General features: G+C 57.8%; 22 protein-coding genes. 20 read left to right on the top strand and 2 right to left on the bottom strand.

Features of this window, described 5'->3' with window-relative positions; genetic code table 11:
- The first annotated feature begins 1 nt into the window (after position 1).
- The 7 genes from AB8B20_RS01420 (at position 2) to AB8B20_RS01450 (ending at position 9,878) form a co-directional block, all read left to right on the top strand.
- The gene (locus AB8B20_RS01420) at positions 2-484 is read left to right on the top strand and encodes a DUF1833 family protein (RefSeq protein ID WP_439071447.1); all 483 of its coding nucleotides are present in this window, start codon (positions 2-4) and stop codon (positions 482-484) included.
- A gap of 242 nt (positions 485-726) precedes the next feature.
- A complete protein-coding gene (locus AB8B20_RS01425; protein ID WP_439071448.1) occupies positions 727-1,125 on the top strand; it encodes a C40 family peptidase in 399 nt (132 codons plus the stop codon).
- Positions 1,122-4,943: a host specificity factor TipJ family phage tail protein gene (locus tag AB8B20_RS01430; RefSeq protein WP_439071449.1), complete on the top strand. Its 3,822-nt coding sequence runs from the start codon at positions 1,122-1,124 to the stop codon at positions 4,941-4,943. Before AB8B20_RS01425 ends, AB8B20_RS01430 begins: the two co-directional genes overlap by 4 nt.
- A gap of 8 nt (positions 4,944-4,951) precedes the next feature.
- On the top strand, positions 4,952-5,419 hold the full coding sequence (locus AB8B20_RS01435; protein ID WP_439071450.1) for a hypothetical protein: 468 nt from the start codon (positions 4,952-4,954) through the stop codon (positions 5,417-5,419).
- 41 nt (positions 5,420-5,460) lie between these two features.
- The gene (locus tag AB8B20_RS01440) at positions 5,461-6,885 is read left to right on the top strand and encodes a hypothetical protein (protein WP_439071451.1); all 1,425 of its coding nucleotides are present in this window, start codon (positions 5,461-5,463) and stop codon (positions 6,883-6,885) included.
- Between the two features lie 141 nt (positions 6,886-7,026).
- Positions 7,027-9,276: a hypothetical protein gene (locus AB8B20_RS01445; RefSeq protein WP_439071452.1), complete on the top strand. Its 2,250-nt coding sequence runs from the start codon at positions 7,027-7,029 to the stop codon at positions 9,274-9,276.
- The gene (locus AB8B20_RS01450; protein WP_439071453.1) at positions 9,276-9,878 is read left to right on the top strand and encodes an SGNH/GDSL hydrolase family protein; all 603 of its coding nucleotides are present in this window, start codon (positions 9,276-9,278) and stop codon (positions 9,876-9,878) included. The genes AB8B20_RS01445 and AB8B20_RS01450 overlap by 1 nt, the downstream gene beginning before the upstream one ends.
- A gap of 28 nt (positions 9,879-9,906) precedes the next feature.
- Here the strand turns inward: AB8B20_RS01450 and AB8B20_RS01455 are convergent, their stop codons facing one another.
- Positions 9,907-10,119, bottom strand: a complete 213-nt coding sequence (locus AB8B20_RS01455) for a hypothetical protein (protein WP_439071454.1) — start codon at positions 10,117-10,119, stop codon at positions 9,907-9,909.
- 263 nt (positions 10,120-10,382) lie between these two features.
- Between AB8B20_RS01455 and AB8B20_RS01460 the strand changes: the two genes are divergently transcribed.
- From AB8B20_RS01460 to AB8B20_RS01520, 13 genes are all read left to right on the top strand, one after another.
- Positions 10,383-11,144: an NlpC/P60 family protein gene (locus AB8B20_RS01460; protein WP_439071455.1), complete on the top strand. Its 762-nt coding sequence runs from the start codon at positions 10,383-10,385 to the stop codon at positions 11,142-11,144.
- Positions 11,145-11,475: 331 nt separating this feature from the next.
- Entirely contained in the window at positions 11,476-11,736 is a 261-nt protein-coding gene (locus tag AB8B20_RS01465; protein ID WP_439071456.1) for a Pam3-gp28 family putative phage holin, read from the top strand.
- Positions 11,733-11,984 carry a hypothetical protein gene (locus AB8B20_RS01470; RefSeq protein WP_439071457.1) on the top strand — a complete coding sequence of 84 codons (252 nt, stop codon included), beginning with the start codon at positions 11,733-11,735 and terminating at the stop codon, positions 11,982-11,984. Before AB8B20_RS01465 ends, AB8B20_RS01470 begins: the two co-directional genes overlap by 4 nt.
- Entirely contained in the window at positions 11,984-12,250 is a 267-nt protein-coding gene (locus AB8B20_RS01475; protein WP_439071458.1) for a hypothetical protein, read from the top strand. The genes AB8B20_RS01470 and AB8B20_RS01475 overlap by 1 nt, the downstream gene beginning before the upstream one ends.
- Entirely contained in the window at positions 12,247-12,669 is a 423-nt protein-coding gene (locus AB8B20_RS01480; RefSeq protein ID WP_439071459.1) for a hypothetical protein, read from the top strand. Before AB8B20_RS01475 ends, AB8B20_RS01480 begins: the two co-directional genes overlap by 4 nt.
- A complete protein-coding gene (locus AB8B20_RS01485) occupies positions 12,647-12,979 on the top strand; it encodes a hypothetical protein (RefSeq protein WP_439071460.1) in 333 nt (110 codons plus the stop codon). The genes AB8B20_RS01480 and AB8B20_RS01485 overlap by 23 nt, the downstream gene beginning before the upstream one ends.
- 503 nt (positions 12,980-13,482) lie before the next feature.
- Entirely contained in the window at positions 13,483-15,030 is a 1,548-nt protein-coding gene (locus AB8B20_RS01490) for a B12-binding domain-containing radical SAM protein (protein ID WP_439071461.1), read from the top strand.
- Positions 15,017-16,012, top strand: coding sequence for a UbiA family prenyltransferase (locus AB8B20_RS01495; RefSeq protein ID WP_439071462.1), 996 nt, complete (start codon positions 15,017-15,019; stop codon positions 16,010-16,012). Before AB8B20_RS01490 ends, AB8B20_RS01495 begins: the two co-directional genes overlap by 14 nt.
- Positions 16,005-16,676 carry an HAD family hydrolase gene (locus AB8B20_RS01500; RefSeq protein WP_439071463.1) on the top strand — a complete coding sequence of 224 codons (672 nt, stop codon included), beginning with the start codon at positions 16,005-16,007 and terminating at the stop codon, positions 16,674-16,676. Before AB8B20_RS01495 ends, AB8B20_RS01500 begins: the two co-directional genes overlap by 8 nt.
- A gap of 8 nt (positions 16,677-16,684) precedes the next feature.
- Positions 16,685-17,440: a class I SAM-dependent methyltransferase gene (locus tag AB8B20_RS01505; protein WP_439071464.1), complete on the top strand. Its 756-nt coding sequence runs from the start codon at positions 16,685-16,687 to the stop codon at positions 17,438-17,440.
- Between the two features lie 174 nt (positions 17,441-17,614).
- Complete coding sequence (locus AB8B20_RS01510) at positions 17,615-18,346, top strand: class I SAM-dependent methyltransferase (RefSeq protein ID WP_439071465.1); 732 nt, start codon at positions 17,615-17,617, stop codon at positions 18,344-18,346.
- 65 nt (positions 18,347-18,411) lie between these two features.
- Entirely contained in the window at positions 18,412-20,313 is a 1,902-nt protein-coding gene (locus tag AB8B20_RS01515) for a hypothetical protein (RefSeq protein WP_439071466.1), read from the top strand.
- A gap of 6 nt (positions 20,314-20,319) precedes the next feature.
- Positions 20,320-21,306 carry a class I SAM-dependent methyltransferase gene (locus AB8B20_RS01520; RefSeq protein WP_439071467.1) on the top strand — a complete coding sequence of 329 codons (987 nt, stop codon included), beginning with the start codon at positions 20,320-20,322 and terminating at the stop codon, positions 21,304-21,306.
- Here the strand turns inward: AB8B20_RS01520 and AB8B20_RS01525 are convergent.
- Positions 21,299-21,991, bottom strand: coding sequence for an SGNH/GDSL hydrolase family protein (locus tag AB8B20_RS01525; protein ID WP_439071468.1), 693 nt, complete (start codon positions 21,989-21,991; stop codon positions 21,299-21,301). The genes AB8B20_RS01520 and AB8B20_RS01525 overlap by 8 nt on opposite strands.
- Between the last annotated feature and the right edge of the window lie 39 nt (positions 21,992-22,030).

A 22,030-nucleotide genomic window follows, 5' to 3' on the forward strand; every position in this document is an offset into this window, starting at 1 on the left:
TATGCGGGAGGCGATCTTCGGGCAGGAGTCCGGCGAGGTGCCGATCTTCCTGCTGACCATCACGCACCCAGAATTGGATGAGCCGATCTATCTGACGACTGATCCGACCACGCGCTTGGGTACGGACCCGTTGACCTACGGCACGGTAAGCCGCGGCATCACCTTTATGTATGCGGGCGTCGACGTCACGATCCCGGATGAACAGGACAAATCGCCGCCGGCATCGAAGCTGACGATCGCCAACGTCGACCGCGGCCTTGTGCCACTTGCACGCTCGGTGAATTCGCCGCCCTCGGTGAAGATCGAAGCGGTCTTGGCCTCGGACCCGGACATGGTCGAGATGAACTGGCCGGCGCTCGACATGTCGAACCTGACATACGACGCGATGACGCTGCAGTTCGACCTGACGATGGATTCACTGACGACGGAGCCTTACCCATCAGGAAGTTTTTCGCCGGCTTACTTCCCCGGCCTTTTTATCTGAGGTGATGCGATGACCGGCGTAATGACGGCTGTCTTTGTCCTGACGTTCACCTGCTACGGCGAATTCTGCGGTCCGATGGACCGCGTCGAACAGCGGGCGGAACTTCCATCCCAGCAAACCTGCGTCTTCCTGCGCGATGCAGTGATGCAGCGAAGCTCCGCTATGGCGATGATCGCCGCGGACTGCCGTGGCGAAGCGCGGGAGGTTAGGCCTGCCGGGCCGCTAGTGGGCTCTTATCCCAGGTGACCTTCGATCGCTTTGTCGGCCTCCCATATGCCGATAAGGGCAGGGGCCCGACATACGATTGCTGGGGCTTGCTGCAGGCTGTGATGCGCGAGCTGCGCGGCATCGAGCTTCCATCCTATTCCGACCAATACGTCACTGCTGACGACCGCAAGGCGCTGGCGGCGCTGATCGCCGAAGAACTCGACCCGTGGGACGAGATAACCGCCGGGCAAGAGCAGGCCTTCGACGCTGTGCTGATGCGTGAGGGCCGCTTCCCGCGTCATGTCGGCATAGTCACCGAGCCGGGCCGGCTTCTCCATGTCTCGGCCGGCGAGACCAGCATCATCGAACGCTATCGCGAAGGCCCGCTGAAGCATCGGGTCGTGGGCTTCTATCGGTATCGAGACCATGAATGAACGCTCTCATCAAAGCATCGCTGCACGGGGAGATCATCCCGCCCGAGGCGTCGGTGCGCGTTATCGGGACCACGCACCCGTTAAATGCGATTTCTGGACACCGTATCAGATGCTTCGTTCCGGCTGGCCTGTCCATCATGGAAATCATGATGATGGCGCTGTCGGCTCGTCCAGGTCTGGTGCTGAGCCGCGACTTCGTCGTGTATCTGGGCGACCATATCGTCGAAACGGCGAACTGGTCCAAGGTGCGCGTGAAGGCCGGCACCACGCTTACGTTTCGGCTGCGTCCACAGAACGGCAATATCCTGCGTTCGGTGCTGTCGCTCGTCGTCGTGGTGGCGGCATTCGCGTTGGCGGGGCCAGTCGGCGGGGCCTTGGCAGGCGCGATCGGAGTTACCAGTGCTGCCGGGATATCCGTTGCGACGGCGTTGACCTCCGCAGGGATCGTCCTAGCGGGTACGATGGCACTAAACGCGCTGTTCCCCGTGCGCCCCGCAGACTCGGTTTCAAACGGGGCGCCAGCTTCCGTCAACTCGATCCAAGGAGCGCAAAACCAGGCTAATCCGTTCGGACTGATCCCCGTTGTTCTCGGCGTTCATCGGCAGTCGCCTTACTACGCGGCGAAGCCGTACACCGAGCTTATTGGCGATGACGAATATCTACGGATGCTTTTCTGTTGGGGATACGGTGCGCAAGACGTCAGCCAGATGCAGATCGGCGAAACGCCCCTTGCGCAGTACTCGGATGTGGAGATCGAGCATCGCGCCGGACTTCCCGGCGATCCGCCGATCACACTGTATCCCGGCGATGTGGATCAGGAATCGCTGTCGATCGAACTGCGGAATGCAGACGGCTGGCATCTGCGGACGACGGCTCCGGACACGGATCAGATATCGGTCGATATCACCGCCCCGAAGGGCATGTACCTGATCGACGAGAAAAGCGGTGAGCAACGCGCGATCACAGCGCATGTCGGCATCGAATATAGTCTGACCGGTCAAAACAACTGGGTCTCCGGCGGGACGGTCTTTTTTAACCGATCGACCACCACCTCGCGGCGAGGAACGATCTTTACGGTCGCCCGTGGTCAGTATGACGTCCGGCTTTGGAAGACGAGCGGCGATCACGACGACAACGACAAGATCGTCGATGACCTTACGTGGACAGCGCTCCGCAGCATCAAGGTGATGCCGCCGATCACGTTCCCGAAGCCGCTATGTCTGACGGCCATTCGGATCAAGGCGACAAACCAGCTGAATGGCGTGATCAGCACGCTCAACGGGCTGTGCTCGTCGCTCGTGACGGCTTTTAATGGGACGGAATGGACGCCGAACACCGCTTCGCAGTGGCCTGCCGACCTGTTTCGGCACGTTCTTCAAGGGCCGGCGAACGCTCGTCCCGTGCCCGACGATCAGATCGACTTGGGCAATCTGCAGGCGTGGTGGGTGTACTGCGTCAACAACGGTTTCAAATTCAACCAGGTCATCACCTCCGTCGGGTCGGTGTACGACAAGCTCTGTGACGTTGCAGCGGCGGGCCGCGCCGTTCCGACCTTCATCGACGGCAAGTGGGGCGTGATCTGGGATCGGCCGACCGATTCTATCGTGGACCACTTCACGCCGCGCAACTCGTGGGGCTTTCAGGGCCAGCGGACGTATGCTCAGCAGCCGCACGGATGGCGCGTTAACTTTATCAACGAGAACAATTCGTACACCGCCGATGAGCGCATCGTTTACGACGACGGTTATGACGCCACCAACGCCACGTTGTTCGAAGGACTGCAGTTCCCCGGTGTCACTGATCCAGACCTGATCTGGAAGCATGGGCGCTTCCATATCGCGCAAAACCGGCTTCGGCCGGAAAACATCTCGCTCAATGTCGGGTGGGAGCATCTGATCTGCACCCGCGGCGATCGCGTCAGGGTCACGCACGATGTCATGCTGATCGGCCTCGCATCAGGCCGGGTTAAATCAGTGAGCGGGCAGGTGGTGACCTTTGACGAGGTCGTCACCATCGAGCTTGGCAAGTCGTATGGCTTCCGGTTCCGTGTGCCGGAGGATGTCCGGTCGTTTGGTTGTTCGGTCGACCCGGCCACGCAGGCAGGCGAATACACAAGCCTGACCGTCCTCGGCGACCTCTCGCTGGTGAAGCGCGGCACGCTGTTCGGTTTCGGCGAGACCGAGCAAGAGACCGCCATCTATCGCGTCAAAGGCATCACGCATCAAAAAGACCTCGTCGCGACCCTGACGCTGGTCGATGACGCGCCCGAAATATCGCTGGCGGATCAGGGAGCGATCCCGCCGTATAACCCTAATGTCACGGTGCCGGCCGATCCCTTCAGTCTTGCCCCGCAGGACTTCCGGTATCTCGAAGCGACCGATGGAATCGGAAATTCGGTTCGCGCCATCATCCGTCTGTCCTGGACTGCGGCTCGGCGGGGGCGCATCGCCGCGTCGGAAGTTCAGTTCGCAGATGGTGATGGACCGTGGCAGCCGCTGGATGTCCTGCCATATCCGCAATTTTCACTCGACGTGCCGCTGCCGGCGCCGGGTGTCTGGGGCTACAGGGTCCGCTTCCAGTTCGAGGGCAACGACGTATCCGGATGGAGCACGCTATCCGGGCTGACGCTGCTCGGACTCTCCGCGGCCCCTCATGATGTTGATATCATTCGTGGTGCCGTCTACGTGGATGGTACTGGATCAATCTCGTGGAATGAGGTCACGGATTACCGACCGGTTCGCTATGCGGTACGCAAGGGAGACAGCTGGGAATCGGCGCTTGAACTCGGGACGCTGGCTCATCCGCCTTTCGCGGCGCACGGCAACGGGACGTATTGGGTAAAGGCTTATGTCGGTCCCGATCTGAGCCGAGCCTACAGTGTTAATGCAGCCAAGCTTGAGATCGTCGGCGCATCGCTTGTTCGGAACGTGCTCGCTGTTCGCGACGAGCTCGCCGATGGTTGGAATGGTGTCTTTACCGGCACCGTCGGCAAATCGGGGTCTCTCATCCGAACTGGCGGAACGAGCGATTTCCTCTCGATCGATGACTTCCTTGCCGAAGCCGATGTTCTCAACAAGGGCGGGCAGGGCGACGGCACATACGAGTTGCATCCGTCACGCTACATTGACGCGCTCAGAGCAATGCCGTGCCGGGTTACGATCACATGGAAAGGCACGAGCCAGACCGTTACGGACGACTTCCTCAACAATCCTGACATCCTCAACAATCCAGACTTTCTAGCGACTGGATCGTCTGACCTTGTCGAGGTGTATCCAGAAGTCTCCGTCGCCCAGAACGATGCCGTCGGCGACGTCTTTTCGCTCGATCCCGTCGACAATCCCGACAACGACATCTTTGCTGAGCCGGATGTCTTCAACGCCGACGTCTCATTCGGGCCTTGGACTAAATACGAGCCGGGGCTTTATGTCGGTCGCTACTTCCGAGCGCGGCTGGTTCTCAAAACCCGAGACCCCCAAGTCGTCGCTATCGCGCTGTCATTCACCGTTACAGTCGATGTTCCCGACCGCCTCGATACCTGGGCACTCGTCGCTGGGGTCGGCACCTCGCTCAATCAGATCACGGTGCCGGCGGCCGGGCTTGCAATTGTCTATGCCTCAAACGGGAAGACGCTCGCAGAGCCGTTCAATGCCGGACCCAATACCGACCCGTTGCCGGCCATCCAGATCACCAACACCGCGCTGCAGGCCTTCGACTTCGAAGTGATCAACGAGACCCTCAACGGCTGCACGATCATTCCGCGGCTGGTCGGCGTGCCGACCGACGCACCAAAGACCAACATCACCATCCAAGGCTGGTAGGAGATACCATGAAGCACATCGTCATTCTTTATGCGGTTTCGACCGCGGCGCTCGGCTTGTCTGCGGCGGCATATTTTAAGCCTCCCGTGAACGTTACGCGGATCGAACCCGTGAAGCAGGCGACTGCATCGGGCAAGGTCAACCCATACGCTTGGGGGGAGCTTGAACAGGCTGAAGTCAATGCGCTTCAGAAGCTACTGGAGGCGATGCCAAAGCAACCGGTGACCATTTTCTGCAGCGATGACAATTGCCGCGACATCACGCTGGACTTCGATAACGCTTTCGAGTCGGCAAAGTGGCAGACCGATATCCAGCGCCCGTTCGCAGATGATGCCAAAGGTATCGGGACGTCATCGCAGGCGCTCGCCGATGCAATCAAAGAAGCGACAGCTGGACGTCTGACCGCGTCAATCCTAGGTCCAGAATGGACTGACAAGACGCGGATCGCGCTTGCGATCGGCCGCAAGACGCGCTGACCGCGCACCAACCCAAACCGTTCACCGCTGAGGATATCAGAATGAAAGCTCTCCGCTTTCTGCGAGCGCTCCCGCTTGCGGCCATCGCACTTGCCCTCACGCTGGGCGGCACCAATCAATCGCCGGCCGCGCAAGGCACCGGGTGTCTACCGACGACGGGGACCGTCTCGGGGCTCACTTTTGCGCAGGGCGTCAATGCGGCTGTAGCCGCTCTGATATCGAGCAATTCTGGCGCAACGGCGCCTGCCACGGACTGCTCAGCCGTCGCGATCAAAGGCCAGGTCTGGCTTGATACATCGGTGACGCCGAATGTGTTCAAGCAGTATGACGGGACCTCTTGGGTGGCGCTCGGCGCGCTGGATTCCACGAACCACCTCTGGGCTCCGCCCGTCGGCGGTGGAACGGCCTCCGTCACGGCCGCCTCCACCACGGATATCTGCGCGGCTCCGTCCGCCGTTCAGACGATCAATGGCACAACGCCGATCACATCTTTCGGGTCGGCCTGCGTGGTCGGGGCGCGCAAGACGCTGGTCTTTTCCAGCGCCACACCGATCACCTACAACGCAACCTCGTTGATCTTGCCGGCCCAGCGCAACTACACCGCAGCGGCCGGTGACGCAGCCGAGGCCATCTATCTGGGCTCCGGCAATTGGCGGGTGCTGACCATCAACAAGGCTGACGGCAGCAGCGTTACGAACCCATCCGTCCCAATCGGAACCACGTTGTTTGGAGAGTGGGGCACGATCCCGGCGAAGACGGTCTATAAGGTCGGTCAGGCTTTGCCGCGTGCTTCCTATCCTGATTATCTCGCGGCAATGACCCGTGTTCAGACGGGGACGCTCACGTCGGGAAGCGCCACGATCACTTCGGTGCCGAATACCGAAGGCCTGGGCGCTGGCATGCCCATCGAGGGGACCGGAATTCCCGCCGGCACGACAATCGCGAGCGTGACGTCGTCGACCATCGTCATGACCAGTCCAAATACCGCGACGGTTACCGGCTCTCAAACAGTCACGGCTTTCATTACGGGCTATGGGACCGGCGGCGACAGCACGACGGTAGGCGTGACCGATTGTCGGGGCCGCACCATGGCAGGCCGCGACGACATGATCTTCGGCGCTGCCAACGTTCTGACATCTACTTACTTCGGAACAGCTACATCCAGGATCGGCGCAAAAGGCGGGTCACAGTCGCATGCTCAGACCATCGCTGAGATGGCGGCGCATGATCATAGCAACACCTTGTCGCTTTCGACAGGAACAACAACTTACGACAAAGCCACTACGGGCAGTGCAAATCTGGCTGCCGGCGGCAACGCTGTTCCCATTGTTAATGGTGCAGTGGCGACGCCACTCGCGGGCGTCCTCAGTGGGGGCGTCGTAATCGACTCCAAAGGTTCTGGCGCGGCCTCACCAATCGTTCAGCCGACGCAGATCGCTGAGTGCGTCGTCGTCGTTCTTCCGTAATCCATTCTCATCATCACTGAGGTTACCCGAATGAAAGCTCTCCGCTTTCTGCGAGCGCTCCCGCTTGCGGCGTTGATCCTTGTCGCACCGGCGCGAGCGGAGCAGGGCAGCATCGTCACGCCTGTCGCTGGCCCCATGAACATGGCTGACTATGCCGCGCGTGCGAACGCAGCGCTGCTGGCAATTCAGACCTGCAACTCCGGTACCACGGCTCCGGCGAACGGACCGACAGTGGTCCCTGTGCACTTCCAGTGTTGGGCCGACACGACTTCTAACCCGGTCGTCTACAAATTCTATGACGGTGCTTCGTGGGTCATATTCGGGGCGCTCAACACGTCGACGCATGTCTGGACGCCCTACCGCAGCGGGGTGGCGATCGCGGCTGTAGCGACAAGTTCGAGCGCGGCGGATCTGACGACCGGCACTCTGCCGGCGGCGCGTCTGCCGGTCCCGACGGCGTCGACGCTGGGTGGTGTGCAGTCCAAGACCTGCTCGGCTTCGCAATGGCTTTTCGAAATATCCACATCGGGTGTCCCTGCGTGTTCGCAGCCGAACTTTACCGACCTCGCGGGGACGGCCGCTCTGGCGCAGCTCCCGGCGTTCTCAGGAATGTCGGCGGCAACAGCGGCGGCAGATGCCGACACATTCCCGACCAATCAGGGCGCTGGCAATCTCAAGCAGACGCTGGCCGCCATCAAGACCTGGATCAAGGCTTGGATCGTCAAGGCTGATGTCGGCCTCGGCAACGTCGATAATACGAGCGACACGACAAAGTGGGCCGCGTCGAAGACGCTGACGAACACCGCCTTCGCCTGCAACGGCACGGGCAATAGTTGCGTCGTCCGGATCGGAGCGGATGTAACCGGCCTTGGCACGGGCATCGCGACGGCGCTTGCGGTCAATACCGGTTCTGCCGGCGCGCCCGTCCTGTTCAATGGCGCGCTCGGCACGCCTTCATCAGGCATTGCGACGAACCTCACGGGCACCGCAGCGGGCTTGACGGCCGGCAACGTCACGACCAATGCCAATTTGACAGGCGAAGTCACGAGCGTCGGCAATGCGACCACCGTCACCAACGCCTCAGTGATCGCCAAAGTCCTGACGGCGTTCTCGGCCGGAGCCGGGACCGTGTCATCGTCAGATTCGATCCTGACTGCCTTCCAGAAGGTCGTGGGCAACCTGGCGCTGAAAGCGAACTCCGCAAGCCCAGTCTTTACCGGCGTCGAAGACAACCAAGGGACGCTGAAGCTATCCAGCTTCGTTACTTCGACGCAGATCACAGCAAATCAGAACGACTACACCGCAACAGACGGGTCAAACACTTGCTCGACCAAGACCACGTTGCGGCTCTCAACGAACGCGTCGCGCAACGTCACGGGGTTATCATGCGGACAGGCCGAGGGTGATATCCGCATCATCCATAACGTCGGGACCTTTGCCGCCGTCCTGACGAACCAAGACGCCGGGTCAACGGCGGCAAATCGCTTCCTGCTTGGCGGCGATATGACCCTCGCGGCCGATACGTCGGTCACAATTCGCTATGATGGCGTCGCCTCTCGTTGGCGGGCAATCACGACGCCAGGCGCAGGCGGTGGTGGCGGCGGCGTCACGAGCGTGACCATTGCAGGCAGCGGCCTCAACACGACCTCTGGGACGTGCACGATCACGACCTCTGGGACGTGCACCGTCACGGCAGCATTGCCCCCTCGCTACTGGTCTGGCTGCCAGCACTCGAACAATGTCAGCACGCCAAACACGAAAGTGGATGTCTCTTCGTGTACCGTCCGGGATAGCACTGACGCGATCAACATCACGGCGACCGCCAAGACCATTGATTTCGGGACAGTAGGTGCCAACGGGATCGACGCTGGCTCGCTCGCTGCAACCACCAAGTATTACACCTTCATCATCATGAAAGCGGATCTAACGGCCGCCGCGCTCGGCTCCCTGAGTCCTACCGCGCCGACCTTGCCCAGTGGATACGTCTATTTTCGGCGCGTGGGGATGGTCAAGACAAATGCTTCGTCGCAAATCCTGCCGTTCACGCAGGTCAACAATCGCTGGTTTTGGACGACCACAATCCGTGATGTCAACAACTCGTCCGTCGGAACGACAACGATAACCGCCCCTCTCAGCGTCCCGAACGTTCAGGGTGTGATCGCGTTCTTTGCCAGCACTGGATTTGCGGCAGCAGCAGTCACCTATTACGTCTGGCCCGGCTTTCTGCCTGATACTGCCAGAAACGGTTTCGCAATAAACATCAGCGCGACAGGGGGCGGGACGCTCATCGCGCAGTGCCCGGTCGATAGCTCGGGCCAGATCAAATATGCGTCAGGTTCCGCTAGCACGACGGTCGTTTTGGATGTGGCCGGCTGGCAGGATGATCTCTGATGCCGGTCGGATTTGGCGGCCTAAATAAGGGGTGCGCTGTCTTCATCGGCGACAGCATTACGCGTGGCGAAAGATCAGGTGTAACGTTCGCTCAGGCGATCCCGAATCTGGTCGGACTGGCCAAAGGCTATGTTCCATCCCGAAACGCAGGTGTCGGTGGGGAAGACTCGGCCGCTATTCTTGCGCGCTTTGAGGCCGATTGTCTGGCTTACGGACCCTCAATGGTCGCCATCGGCACAGGGCATAACGATGCGACGAATGGTGTCGGAGCAACGCTCTTTTCCGCCAACATCACGGAGATGGTTAGAAAGGCGAGGATAGCTGGCGCGCGCGTGACGCTGTGGGTGCCCGTCTATGCGCAGGACTCGACGCTCAACACATCCATAGCGCCATACCGCACTGCAATGCGCAGTTTGATATCGTCGCTCAGTTGCGACGGCTTCGATCTTTATGATGATATCGTCGCGTTGGATAGCGCAACGCAAAACGCGATGTACATCGAGCCGCCTGGTCTAGGTCAGCATTTCTCCGTAGCGGGGAATGCGTGGGCCGCTGGCAAGGTCGGCACCGGTGCTTATGCCAACTCATTCCTTGGTGCCTAGAGCGCGGCGGAAATTTCATCAGCCAAACTTACTGTGTCTTGATGCGCTCTTGCTCCTGCTGTTCGATTTCAGCGACGAGCGCCGCATTGTCTTCTGGCGTCAGGCCGACGATGGGATGAGGAGGCGCCACCCCAAGGGTCGGCATCATTGATGCACCTTTTCCGAACGCCAGCGCCGCTTCGTCGCTGGAGAGGTCGGGCTGATTGCCGCTCAGCATCCAGGTGTTCTTGTCGGTCATCATGAAAACTCCGAGCTAGTCTGGGTCAACGGCGGCTATCGTTAGGCGTTCCGACCGCAGGAGGCTGGCCACTGCTTAAAGCACCGCTACGCCGCCGTGAGTCGCCGCCAAGGCCGTCGCTGCAATGCCAAGGCCGATCACAAGCTCTTCGAGATCGCACATTGCCGTTCCACAACACCCAAACCCTACGCTTCACCACGACCAGCCGTAAGAGTTCAAACCGCGAACCGCACGGGTTGGCGGTCGATAATTCATGGAGAGACAGTATGACGATCGCCGCACTCCTTGCGTCGGGACCCTTGCGCATGGGCGCAACGGGGCCGGCCGTGACTGCCGTTCAGCTTGCTTTGCGCAATGCGGGATACGATCTTGAGGCCGATGGGGGCTTCGGGACCATCACTCAGACCGCCCTGAAGGCCTTTGAGGCGAGCCATGGGCTGCAGCCGGATGGCGTGGTCGACAAGCCTACCGCGGCCGAACTCGACAAGATCGCGCCGCCGCCGTCGGTCCTGAAGGTGGCACCTTGGCTCTCGACCATGCGGGCCATCACCGGCACGAAGGAGGCGCCGTCCTCGAAAGACAACCCATTCATCGTCGAGATGGCCCACGAGATCGTGCGGCGCTACCCGGACCTGAAGGGGAACGTCGGCTGGTATAATCATGACTCGATCCCGTGGTGCGGCCTGGGCATCGGCTACGTCTTCGCTGTGAACGGCATCAAGCCGGCCAGTGCGCCTCTCTCAGCGCTCGCGTGGGGGACTTGGGGCCAGCGCCTCAAGGTGCCGACTCCCGGCGCCGTGCTGGTCTACAGCCGCACCGGTGGCGGCCACGTCACGCTCTATGAGTCCGAGGACGCGAATTATTACTACTGCCGCGGCGGCAATCAATCCGACAGCGTCAACGTCACCAAGATCCCGAAGTCTCGCCCCATCAAGGCGATCCGCTGGCCTATTGGCGTGCCGCTACCGACCGCTGGCCGCAAGTTGGGCATCACCGGGCAGGCGGTGAAAGCGGGGTCTGAGGCTTGATTTCCGACTCGAGCATGTCGCGCGCCCGTTCCAAGATCCTGCGGGCGGCAGCCAATTTCGCTACCTGCTCACCATTAGATCCGATGACCGTTGTTCCGTCTTTTGTGATCATGCCCGTCGTTCTTACTGATACCAAATCGGCAGGTAGACGAGACTGACGATGAAAGCAGTGGCCGCAAGCGCGGCCAGCATCAGGTCCGTGGTTTCTTCCCGATCATTTTCAGGCAGCCGCATCTGAATATCCTTTGAAAGGATAATCACGGCAGCCGCTCTGTGTTCCGCCGCGCGACGGCATCGCGCACATCCTCAAAACAAACTGGAGACGAAAACGATGAGCGACCAGCTCTGGCAAGTCATTCGCTATGTCCTCTTGATCGGCGGCGGTTTCCTCGCCGGCAAGGGTTATGTGACCATGGAACAGGTCAACACCCTGATCGACAATCTGCCCGGCATCATCGGTGCGCTGACCGCGGCGGGCACGGCAATCTGGGGCTTGTACGTCAAGTTCGGCACCAAGGCAGTGCCTGCAGCGACTGCAGCCCGCCCTGACGTTCCGACGGTGTCGGCCGCCACCGGCGCTGTTCAGCCGTGACCGTGCTCACCTTCATCCTGGCGCTGCTTAAGGCAGCGCCAGAGTTGATCGCGCTCGTGTCGCGGTTAAAGGCGTCTGCGGACGCAAAGGCTGCGCAAGGGGTCGGGTACGACCAGGCGGTGGCCGACGGCGTCAAGATGATGGTCAAGCAGCTTGCTGAGATCAACGAGTCCGTCGAGCAAGCCCGCGCGAAGCAGGCAGCCACGCCGGGCGACGACGGCCGCGACACACAATTCCGGAGGGACTGATGCGCTTCATTGCCATCCTGTTGCTGATCGCCGGGATGAGCCCGGCCATGGCTGCAAAGACAATCTGCCGCCCGACGTTCGACGGCTTCATGGAATTTGGATGCGAGACGAAAGACCCGCCCGTCAACGCCGCGTCGTTCTGCGACGTGATGAACCGACAGGGCGGCCCGGTGCGCTGGTCCCGCAATGACACTGAAGAGACCAAGAACCGCGCCGATCTGATCAACGCCGCCGGCAAGCGCGCCTGCGGATGGGGGAGGCGATGAAGACCGCTCTCAAAAGCTTAGCCGACCGCAGCAACGAGTGGTTCTCGTCGCTGGTGATGATCGCTTGGGGGGGCACGCTGGCGCTGCCTGGCGATCTTCTCAGCCAACCCGGTTTTGTTGCATTCCGACGGTTCGGGATGACCGAGGCTTCATGGGCCGCCTTATTCGCCTTCGTCGGCGCCGCGCGGCTCGTTGCGCTCTACATCAACGGGCGGTGGCCGCGGTCACCGCACATTCGAATGGTCGGCGCATTGTTCGGCGCCGTGTCCTGGGTGCAAGTGTCAGTTCTTCTCTACGAAGCGGCCGGAATCAACAATACCCCCGTTACTACGGGGTGCGCGGTTTACGCCCTGCTTGCAGCGTTCGAGCTTTTCTCGATCAACAGGGCGGCCTTCGATGCTCGGTATCACATTAGCTGACGCTGCTGTCTTCTGCACGATCGCCGGCGCGATCGTGGCCATGGTCCGGGGCACCTCGCAGGGGGACAGCGCAAAGAAGCAGGCCATCCAGACAGCGCCGATGGTGAACATCGCGACCGGCATCGTCGAAGCGAACCAATTCGCCGATTACATGAAGGTGCTGGACAAGTTAGCGATTGCCCTCAAGGGCCACGCCGAGGCGTTGGACCGCCAGCATCAGGTCAAGTTCACCAATGCGCTTGAGGAGCTGGCCGGGAAGGTCGACGAGGCCCTAGACGCGCGGCGCGAGCACCCGCACCGGCGCAAATAAGGCGGCCCGACGGTGGGGCGACAAAACCGCCGGGCCGCCTCCGGAGCTCGGGACCAAGGATTCGAGCTCATGGACTTGTAAAGGCCCAGCGACGGTTGAGGTTCTGCATTGGAGACGCCGCCGAGCCCGCCGGCAGCCTGTGAGCAAACTACCGGCCGCATAAAAATGTGAGTTTTTCGGAATTGTTCCTACGCTTCCGTGAAGTGAATGGCCCGACGCTCAACCGAATCCATGAGCGCCGGGCCAAGCCGCCTTGCAGGTGACGGCAAACAGATCTGCAACTGGCCACGCGGGCCGTTCGCACGTCTAAAAGCCCCTCAGAAGCACAACGAGCGCGGTCCGCTTTCCTTTAAAGGTTGACCGATGAGCACTGGAACCCGCGCGACCTCTATAACTATATGATCCATCGACAGAAATTACGATGCAATAGAGGAGGAAACCTTAATCTCGGTTGCAATGACGGAGAGGAGTTGCTAAGGCCGCGGTGGTTATGAGGATTTATTATGGTCGCATCGCGGACCGTCGCCGTTATCGTTCCGCCTGTGGTGTGTCATAATCTAGACCCCCACACGGGCATACCGTTTATGCCTCATATGGCGGCGCACTTGGCTGGAGCCTTGTCGGCCGCTGGCCGGCAGGTGCAGGTAATTGACTGCTTTGGTCTCCAGCCGAATCATCGTCAAGTCGTAGCCAACTTTATGTTGATGGGTGTGGATGAAGAGTGGGTGGTCGCTCATCTTCAGTCTGACGTGCGAGTCTGTCACATCTACTGCCGAACAATCGCGGAGTTCATTGCCGTCGAGCGGCTTATCGCGAAAATCAAACAGAAGCGGCCAGAAATCCACATCGTCCTCTTCGAGAATATCCAGGCTGTGACGTCTTATAGCTTGAAGCACGTAGCATCCGAGTTTGTGAGGAAGGGTGCTAGTGGCATTATTATGGGTGAGCCTGAGGATCGCGTCGTAGCCGTCACTAACATGCTGGAGGAAGGTGTCGCAGACTTTGGCGACATTCCTGGCGTAGCATTTGCCCGCGGGGCGGACGTCGTCGTCAACCCTGACGCCAAATTGCCGAAGCACTTAGATCGCCTTCCAATGCCTGCTTGGGAGAAGTTTCCGTTACAAGGCTATTGGACGGCCGGGTTCGCCCACGCCCCGGTCACAGCCCATCGATTCTTGCCGATATTGACGTCTCGTGGGTGTCCTTATCGGTGCACATTTTGCATTGCTCCAGAAGTCAACCCGACGTGGCGATCGAGATCTGCGAAACATGTAGTCGATGAAATGGAGCACTTCTACAGAGTGCTCGGCGTGCGAGATTTTCACGTCTCCGATTTAGACCCGACGGTTAACGACAAGAGGACACGGGAGATCTGCCGTGAATTGATCGCTCGCAAACTTCCAATAGTGTGGAAGCTTGCCCAAGGAACAAAGATTGAAACGATTAAGGACGAGGAAACTCTCGATCTGATGTACGCGGCGGGCTGCCGTTTTGTTTCATTCTCTCCCGAAAGCGGTTCGAAGCGTCTTCTGAAAATCATGAACAAGCCATTCGATCATGAGCACGGCCTGAGGATGGCGCGTCGTATGAATGAGCTGGGCATCAGAATGCAGGCAGTGTTCATCGGTGGTGTGCCAGGCGAAGAGCCCGCCGACCGAGACCTAAGTGTTGCTTACGCGCGCGAACTTATAAGAGCTGGAGTAGATGAGGTTTCGCTGGTGATTTTCACGCCGCTCCCAGGTGCGAAACTGTCCGGTGCAATCAATGACTTCCGTCACTACAGTGAATGCACGCCGTCGCCATCATGGCGTAAGGACTATGGAGTCTTAACGGCATACCGCCGCCGGATGTACATCAACTTGTTGGTCTCTAAGGCTCGCTTCCATCCAAAGAAGCTGATGGAAGAGACGTTTACTCTCTTGAGCTTAAAGTTCCGTACAAAGATGTCGATGTCCCTATTCAAGCAGGCAAAACTCTACGGCCTTCGATACGCTCCTTGGATTTTTCCCAAGCTGGACTCCGAACGTGTGCTTGCAGATGTCAGTAAATAGTCCTGCAAACAACACTTCACTTAAGACCATCGGCACGATTGGTGATTACATCTCAATCGCGCGGCCTGACCATTGGATCAAGCACATCTTTATTGTGCCGGGCACAATCATTGCCGCAGTGCTTGCTCCGACGTTGCCTCCGTCGACCATCGCATACAACATCATCGTTGGCCTGGTGAGCGCCTGTCTGATCGCTTCAGCAAACTATACGATCAATGAGTGGTTAGACGCTAATGAGGACCGTCATCATCCTCAAAAGCACACTCGCCCCGCAGCGATGGGCAAAATGAGCCCCGTCTTAGTGTACGCGCAGTACGCGGCTCTAGCAGTAGCCGGCTTATTGCTGGCATCACAAGTGGATCGGCTTTTTTTGCTAGCTTCGGTAACGTTCTGGATCAGCGGAATCTGCTACAATGTGCGCCCGTTGAGAACAAAAGATCGTGTATTTTTTGATGTCATCTCTGAGGCGATAAACAATCCAATCCGTCTTGTTCTTGGCTGGTCGATGGTCTCAAGTACAACCGTGCCGCCGCTTAGCCTGTTCGGAGCATTCTGGATGGGAGGCGCTTTCTTGATGGCCGCTAAGCGGCTGTCCGAGTACAATTTTATCCTCGTCGAAAAAGGACCAGATGGTCCCGGGCTGTACCGAAGATCTTTCAGATACTACAGTATGGAGAGCCTCACGATCTCCTGCTTCTTCTATGCAGTGATGGCGACGTTCTTCGTTTCTGTTTTTCTGATCAAGTATCGGGAGGAGTACATCATCAGCTTTCCGCTGATTGCGTTGCTTTTTGGGTATTATCTCCATCTTGGTCTCAAGCCCTCTTCCGTCGCTCAGAAGCCAGAAACGCTGCACAAAGATCCCATTCTAGTATCGATTATGATCTTGCTGCTTTCCTTGATGGCAGCATTGTCTTTCATCAACATACCGATGTTAGAGCAATTACTGCAAAGCACCTTCATGGAGTTCTCGCTTGGCTAAGATCCGCGAGGATTGGTCGAGAGTGCAGGCCGTAATTCTGGATATGGATGGCACGCTTTATGATCAACGGCGCCTCCGCCTGACGATGATTGCTGAGATGCTGCGCTTTGCAGTGACGTCTCGCGATGGACTTCTCACTATGAGGACCATCAAGAAATTCAGAGAAAGTCGCGAACGATTGGCAAGTGAGCTCGCGGCCGGGGCAAGCGAGGCTCAATTCCGACAGGTCGCGGACGCGCTTGGTATAGGACAGGAACGCGTTGTTTCCATTGTAAATGAATGGATACATCGCCGGCCCTTGAAGCATATCTATGCTGCAAGACGTGCTGGAGTCGTCGAGTTCTTCAATGCCATGCAGCGCCGAGGTACAAGGGTGGCTGTGCTTTCAGATTATGATCCGAAAGAAAAATTGCGGGTCTTGGAACTAAATCCTGATATTTTGATGCATTCGCTGCAACATGATGAGGGCTACCTGAAACCCCATCCGTTTGGATTACGGCTAGTGCTTGAGCGGCTAGGGGTCGATGCCGCAAGCTGTGTTATGATCGGCGATAGGGACGACCACGATGGGGGCTGCTCGCGGGCTGCCGGCGTGCCATTCTTGCTCTGTGATAAGCCTAATTTTTTTGTCGAACTACTACGACGTACTCAATTGTCTCTGTAGGAGGGGTCATGTCGAACGGTTTCCGGCCACTATCAACTAAGCAGACCCAGGACTTTTATGAGGGGCTTTCGTCCGGTAAGGAGGCGCGGGGAATTTGGGGTAAAGAGAGCCGGTTCAACCCGGAGACGATTGCCCAACTCCCATCCGTGAGGCGACATTTCCAAGAAAAAATCGCAACCGTCTTATCGCCGAGCCACTCCTGTTTGGATCTCGGATGTGGTCCGGGCGGCTTCCTCACGGTCGCGGCTCCCTTATGCAGCAAGATTGTTGGCGTCGATATTGTGCCAGCATTTGTGGAAGAATGCAGGGCGCAAATCGATAGACGCGGCCTGGAGAACGCCTCGGTAATATTGAATGAGTCGACGCTCTTGCCATTCGGCGACGGCGAGTTCGACCGTGTGCTTATGGTGGACACTATCCATCATTTGGAGAACGCATCCGCGTCCATGAATGAAGTACATAGGGTTTTGAAAGACGATGGGCAGCTCGTCGTATTCGAGCCGAATAAGCTGAACCCTCTGTTGGCGGCCATGTGTGCACTAGATCGCAATGAGCACGGGCTTTTGCGTCTAGGCACTTTTGCTAGCTACCGAAAACTATTGCGCGGAAAGTTCGCAATGGAGGTTGAGGAGTACAACGGTCTACTCATTGGGCCGACGGGAAAGCTCTCCACAGCGATTTCGGACTTTCTCGTTCGCCCCGCCGTTGCACCCATTGCGGGCTGGCTTAGCCCTAAGATATTCTTTACGGCCCGTAAGGTGTAGATTGGAATGGTGGACGTTTGCCGAGTATGTGGTGCAGTCGATCTACGTTTGGTCAAGAAGAGTAACATTCCGGCAGCGCTAGATCCGAGTGATTTCGCCATAACGGACGATGGTTATGGGGTTACTGGCAACATCTATAGGTGCCAAGTCTGCGCATTCATGCAGTGCCATGACATGCCGAAGGTTCTTAGCTTTTACGAAGACCTCGTTGATCCCGGTTATGAGGATGGGCGAGACGAACGTTTGTTGCAGGCGCGGGAGTTACTTAAGGCTATTTTGCCATTGGCGCCGAAAGGGCGACAAAAGCTGAAGCTTTTGGACGTTGGGGCTGGAAGCGGAATCCTGGTGGAAGCTGCGCGGGCGTTCGATGTGGATAGCGAAGGGATTGAGCCGTCGGATTGGCTTGCTACAAGCGCACAGCGGCTCGGCCTGCCAGTGCAAAAAGGTATTCTGCCGGACTCGCGGCTGCAAGGGCCATTCGACATTATCACTGTCGTGGATGTGATTGAGCACGTCGAAGACCCGGCAGCCTTGTTGCGCACGGTCGGGGATATACTGGCGCAGGATGGCGTTCTTGCGATCGTCACGCCAGATGCCTCTTCGCTCGCGGCCCGTATGATGGGGTGGCGATGGTGGCACTACAGGACCGCGCACATCGGCTATTTCAATTTTTTCAACCTTCAACGCCTTTGCAGTAGCCTTGGCTTCGAAACAGTCAAGCGGAAGCGGCCAGGCTGGTATTTTACGGTCGGTTATCTGCGCAAGCGTTTATTGCAATACCTCCCTCGGTGGGCGTTGCCGAGCGTGCCTGGTCTCGATGCAGCCGTGGTGCCGCTAAACTTGCGCGACTCCATCCTTTTGATTTGCCGCCCTAAAGTGGGGCGTTCAGCGGCTGGCACTCTATGAGTCCTCCAGCTCGGAAGTTCGCTGTTGCTGTTGCAACAGTAATTGCTGCCTATTCGATAGCGCTCGTGATCGCGCCCGACGTGCTGCCAGCGATCGTTGGCCGGCCCGGAATGGTATGGACCCCGATCAACTCGCCGCTATATCGGTACGGGGACAGCTATTATTACGCGGCCTGGGTGGCCGAAATCATTCGCAACGGCGTTCCGCCGCATAGTCCAAGTGCCGCTGAGCTGTCCGGGAAGCCCATTCTAGAGACGATTAGGTGGTTTCCGCTCTGGGTGGCGGCGCTGCCAGGATACATCGTTAGCGATTTCAGAGTCGTGTACGTGGTGGATTACGCCTTCACTGCGCTCGTTCTTTTCAGTGTCCCTTTCGCTATTACATGGTCACATACCCGTAGTGCAGCCGGCGCTGTGATTGTCGGTATCTTCGTCCTTTTTCTAGCTGGGCATTGGTGGGTACGGCTGCCCGTAGCGCCTGGCTTCGGTGCGCCCGCGGACGTGTTAGCGTGGCTTTCTCAGTGCTACGACATCCTAACGCATTACTCCTTCGCGTCGTTTTTCGACATTTATGAGTATGAGGCTGATCCAGGGACGTTCAGGTTTATCAACAATTCAGTTAGCGCGCCTATTCAGCTTCTGTACTTATACGGGTGCTTTTCACTGTATCGAGAGACGCGATATTTTTGGTTGATTTGGCTGGCTGTTGCGATTTCGTCGCCGCTATTTGCATTTTTCTATCCGAGCCGAACCTTGATTGCTTTTCTTTTGCTCGTAGGATTCGGCGCTCTTGCCGCAATCGAGGGCAGAAAAAAGCCAGCTTTGGCGCTGTTTTCCATTTGCGTAGCTAGCATACTGATGCTCTTGGCAGGCGGATATGTGGGATACGTGAGGCAGGTGTTCGCGGAAAATGAACTCTGGAATAATATCTTTCAGAACGAAAAGATCGAACTCGTCAATCGCCCACTTGGCCAAGCTTTGCTGATCGTCTTCGTCAATAAATACTTCATCACCTACGTTGTTTCGCTGCTAATCGTTTGGCGTGATCGAGAACTTAGAGCGTTGATTGGCGTGGTTGGCTTGATCGCTTCGGGGGCCGCGTGTGTGGGCCTGTTCAACACACCATTACTCTGGGACCGATTTTTAGGGCGTGGCATTGATCATACTTGGCTGGCTTGTTTCCCTATCGCGTTTGTCCTGCTTTTTTCCCGCTTAGGAAAACGAATGTCAGGCGACGGGCGGTCAATTTTGGTGTGGCGCACGCTTGCAGCTGTCGTAGTCATCGGCGTTCTCTTGATCCCTCTCAAAGGTTTCGGTGAATACGCAATAGCGTCCTCCAAGAATCTGACGCGATTCATGCCGGCTGGTCGATGGGAGGCGTTACGCTGGGTCGACGCAAATGTTCAATCGAACGACACGGTTGCCGCACTGAATTGGGACGATATTACCTTCGTCCCGATCTATACACGGGCAAAACTTGCCGTTGATAATCTGATCGTCGGCGGACGAAGCCCATCTAATGAAATGATGAGGTACGCTGCGGTAGCCAAAATCATCGGCCTCAGCGAAGAAGCCTTTCGCGCGCGGCTAGAAAACAGCACCCGCGCTGCCTCTGCTCGTCTTTCTTTGAACGCTCGGCAATTGAGAGCACCGCCGCTATCCCCTAGCGAAGAGGAATATGCGGCTGGGCAAATCGCTGAGGCAGTAATTTATTGGCCCTATATTGCAACGGTCGATGGCGTCGCAGTCGCCGATAGCGCCGGAGTTCCTACTGAAGGTTTCATTCGGTGGGCCATGTCGATGTACGAGCAATCAGAACCGCTCAGGGCTACGCGCGACCTTAAGATCAAGTACATTGTCGTTAGTGGCGCGGAATTGTCGAGCACTACGACCCCACGCGTGCCGGCTGATTTGGTGTATGAGAACGTAACACACCGAATCTATCGGCTGCGCGAAATGCCAGAGTAAGGGACTATGATTACGATGCCATCAGAGGATCATGATTCCGTATGTTTGCTTTGCAAGAGCACCGCCTTCACGAGCTTGTACGAAGTTACTGATACCAATCAAGGCACTCCCGGCAGATGGGAGATATTATCGTGCGATCAATGCCATCTAGGCGTGCTCAGCCCTTTTCCAAAGCCACAGGAAGTCGCGGGATTCTATAGCGATCAATTTTATACGGAAAGCGGCCAGCGTTTCCGGGGGTGGATGGAATGGCTGCGGGCGGGCTTGGCGTCGCTGCGGGGGAGATCGCTCAATCGGCTAGCGCAAAAGCGTGGTCGGCTTCTCGACTTCGGTTCGGGATCCGGCCATTTTGCGCGCGCTCAGAGCGCCCAGGGCTGGGAAGTCGTTGCTTTGGACCCTTACAGCGGGGCAGCTAGCGAAAGCTCCTCGTTCGAGCTAGTGGACGATTGGGTAAAGCTCAAATATCCCGATGCATCGTTTGACGCTGTTACACTCTGGTATGTTGTTGAACATCTATCAAATCCCCGTGCAATGGTGAGGGAATTCAAACGGGTCTTAAAGCCGGGTGGGATACTCGTTTTAGCACAGCAAGACTTCGAAAGTGTTCAAGCTCGCGTTTTCGGACCTCGGTGGCTTTTTCTAGACCCGCCACGTCACCTTTGGCAATTCAGCGCAAAAACGCTAGGGGCATTAGTGGAGCAGGAAGGCTTTGTGGTAAGCCAGGTCGATCGGTCGTCGATTGAGATGGGCCCCTTTACTATTCTGCAAAGTGCACTCAATTCGATAGTCGGAAATCAGAATTATCTCTTCAAGTTTTTGAAGAGCAGTTCTCTTAGGAAAGACTGGCGGAGTGCGTGGTGGCCCACTTTAGCGAGTTTAATTTTGGCCGTACCTTTGGGGCTGGCCTCGCTTGTCGCTTATTTTCTTCTTTTGGCCGGGAAATCTGGCGATGTTTTCACGCTTTATTGCCGCTCAAAGGAAGACGTTAGTTAGCTGCTTTGCATGCGCACGATTCTGAATTCTGCGGCAGCGAGCAGAGCGACGCGATTTCGGCGTGTCCTTCCGCCGACGGGTGCTGATAATCGGTATAGCGCCGGTCAAACCATTCGCAGCGTTCGCTTCCAATGTTGCAATGATCAAACCATCGCATCAATGAGGAGGTGTAGACGTCAATAAGCGGTGTACGTGTCTTAACTGCCGCCGCGCGGGCGGCCTGCACATACCCGTCCATGTTGTGTAAAGTTGGGGCAGAAATAAAAGGCCAAGGTGTCATCAGGGTGACGTCTTTGCCGCGCTCTTTAATAAGCATGATAATGTTTGATATATTATTCTCATAGCGTTCAACCGTCACCTCTGCTGGCGGCGATGGTTCGCTTCGTGGATCTCGCCACCCGTCGTTTGCTCCAAGCATAACGGCGACGCAAGAGCCTGGTTGCTGCAGAACGTCGGCATCAATTCTAGCAAGAGCGTCGTTCGTGGTGTTTCCGCCGACGCCTTTATTGATCGCGGTCCGTCCCGTGCGGCGTGCTAAGAGAGAACACCATTCCTCTCCAGGCCTGACCCCCTCTCGTACCCCCACCGTCTGACTATCGCCGAAGCAAAGAAGTGGATCTGCTCGCATCGGCAGGTAAGATCCGAGAACGATCACAAGGGCGAGAGATAGGGAGGCAGGTCGCATGAAAATTCCAAGGGTTACTTTGCCGTGCATTTGAAAAAC

This window comes from Tardiphaga sp. 866_E4_N1_4 (assembly GCF_052076075.1).
GTDB lineage: Bacteria > Pseudomonadota > Alphaproteobacteria > Rhizobiales > Xanthobacteraceae > Tardiphaga > Tardiphaga robiniae.

Coding starts and splice junctions, on each gene's coding strand:
- AB8B20_RS01505 (WP_439071464.1), top strand. CDS start 16,685: ATGTCGAACGGTTTCCGGCCACTATCAACTAAGCAGACCCAGGACTTT.
- AB8B20_RS01485 (WP_439071460.1), top strand. CDS start 12,647: ATGCTCGGTATCACATTAGCTGACGCTGCTGTCTTCTGCACGATCGCC.
- AB8B20_RS01490 (WP_439071461.1), top strand. CDS start 13,483: ATGGTCGCATCGCGGACCGTCGCCGTTATCGTTCCGCCTGTGGTGTGT.
- AB8B20_RS01460 (WP_439071455.1), top strand. CDS start 10,383: ATGACGATCGCCGCACTCCTTGCGTCGGGACCCTTGCGCATGGGCGCA.
- AB8B20_RS01510 (WP_439071465.1), top strand. CDS start 17,615: ATGCCGAAGGTTCTTAGCTTTTACGAAGACCTCGTTGATCCCGGTTAT.
- AB8B20_RS01465 (WP_439071456.1), top strand. CDS start 11,476: ATGAGCGACCAGCTCTGGCAAGTCATTCGCTATGTCCTCTTGATCGGC.
- AB8B20_RS01440 (WP_439071451.1), top strand. CDS start 5,461: ATGAAAGCTCTCCGCTTTCTGCGAGCGCTCCCGCTTGCGGCCATCGCA.
- AB8B20_RS01420 (WP_439071447.1), top strand. CDS start 2: ATGCGGGAGGCGATCTTCGGGCAGGAGTCCGGCGAGGTGCCGATCTTC.
- AB8B20_RS01520 (WP_439071467.1), top strand. CDS start 20,320: ATGATTACGATGCCATCAGAGGATCATGATTCCGTATGTTTGCTTTGC.
- AB8B20_RS01435 (WP_439071450.1), top strand. CDS start 4,952: ATGAAGCACATCGTCATTCTTTATGCGGTTTCGACCGCGGCGCTCGGC.
- AB8B20_RS01525 (WP_439071468.1), bottom strand. CDS start 21,991: ATGCGACCTGCCTCCCTATCTCTCGCCCTTGTGATCGTTCTCGGATCT.
- AB8B20_RS01455 (WP_439071454.1), bottom strand. CDS start 10,119: ATGATGACCGACAAGAACACCTGGATGCTGAGCGGCAATCAGCCCGAC.
- AB8B20_RS01480 (WP_439071459.1), top strand. CDS start 12,247: ATGAAGACCGCTCTCAAAAGCTTAGCCGACCGCAGCAACGAGTGGTTC.
- AB8B20_RS01495 (WP_439071462.1), top strand. CDS start 15,017: ATGTCAGTAAATAGTCCTGCAAACAACACTTCACTTAAGACCATCGGC.
- AB8B20_RS01475 (WP_439071458.1), top strand. CDS start 11,984: ATGCGCTTCATTGCCATCCTGTTGCTGATCGCCGGGATGAGCCCGGCC.
- AB8B20_RS01450 (WP_439071453.1), top strand. CDS start 9,276: ATGCCGGTCGGATTTGGCGGCCTAAATAAGGGGTGCGCTGTCTTCATC.
- AB8B20_RS01445 (WP_439071452.1), top strand. CDS start 7,027: ATGGCTGACTATGCCGCGCGTGCGAACGCAGCGCTGCTGGCAATTCAG.
- AB8B20_RS01430 (WP_439071449.1), top strand. CDS start 1,122: ATGAACGCTCTCATCAAAGCATCGCTGCACGGGGAGATCATCCCGCCC.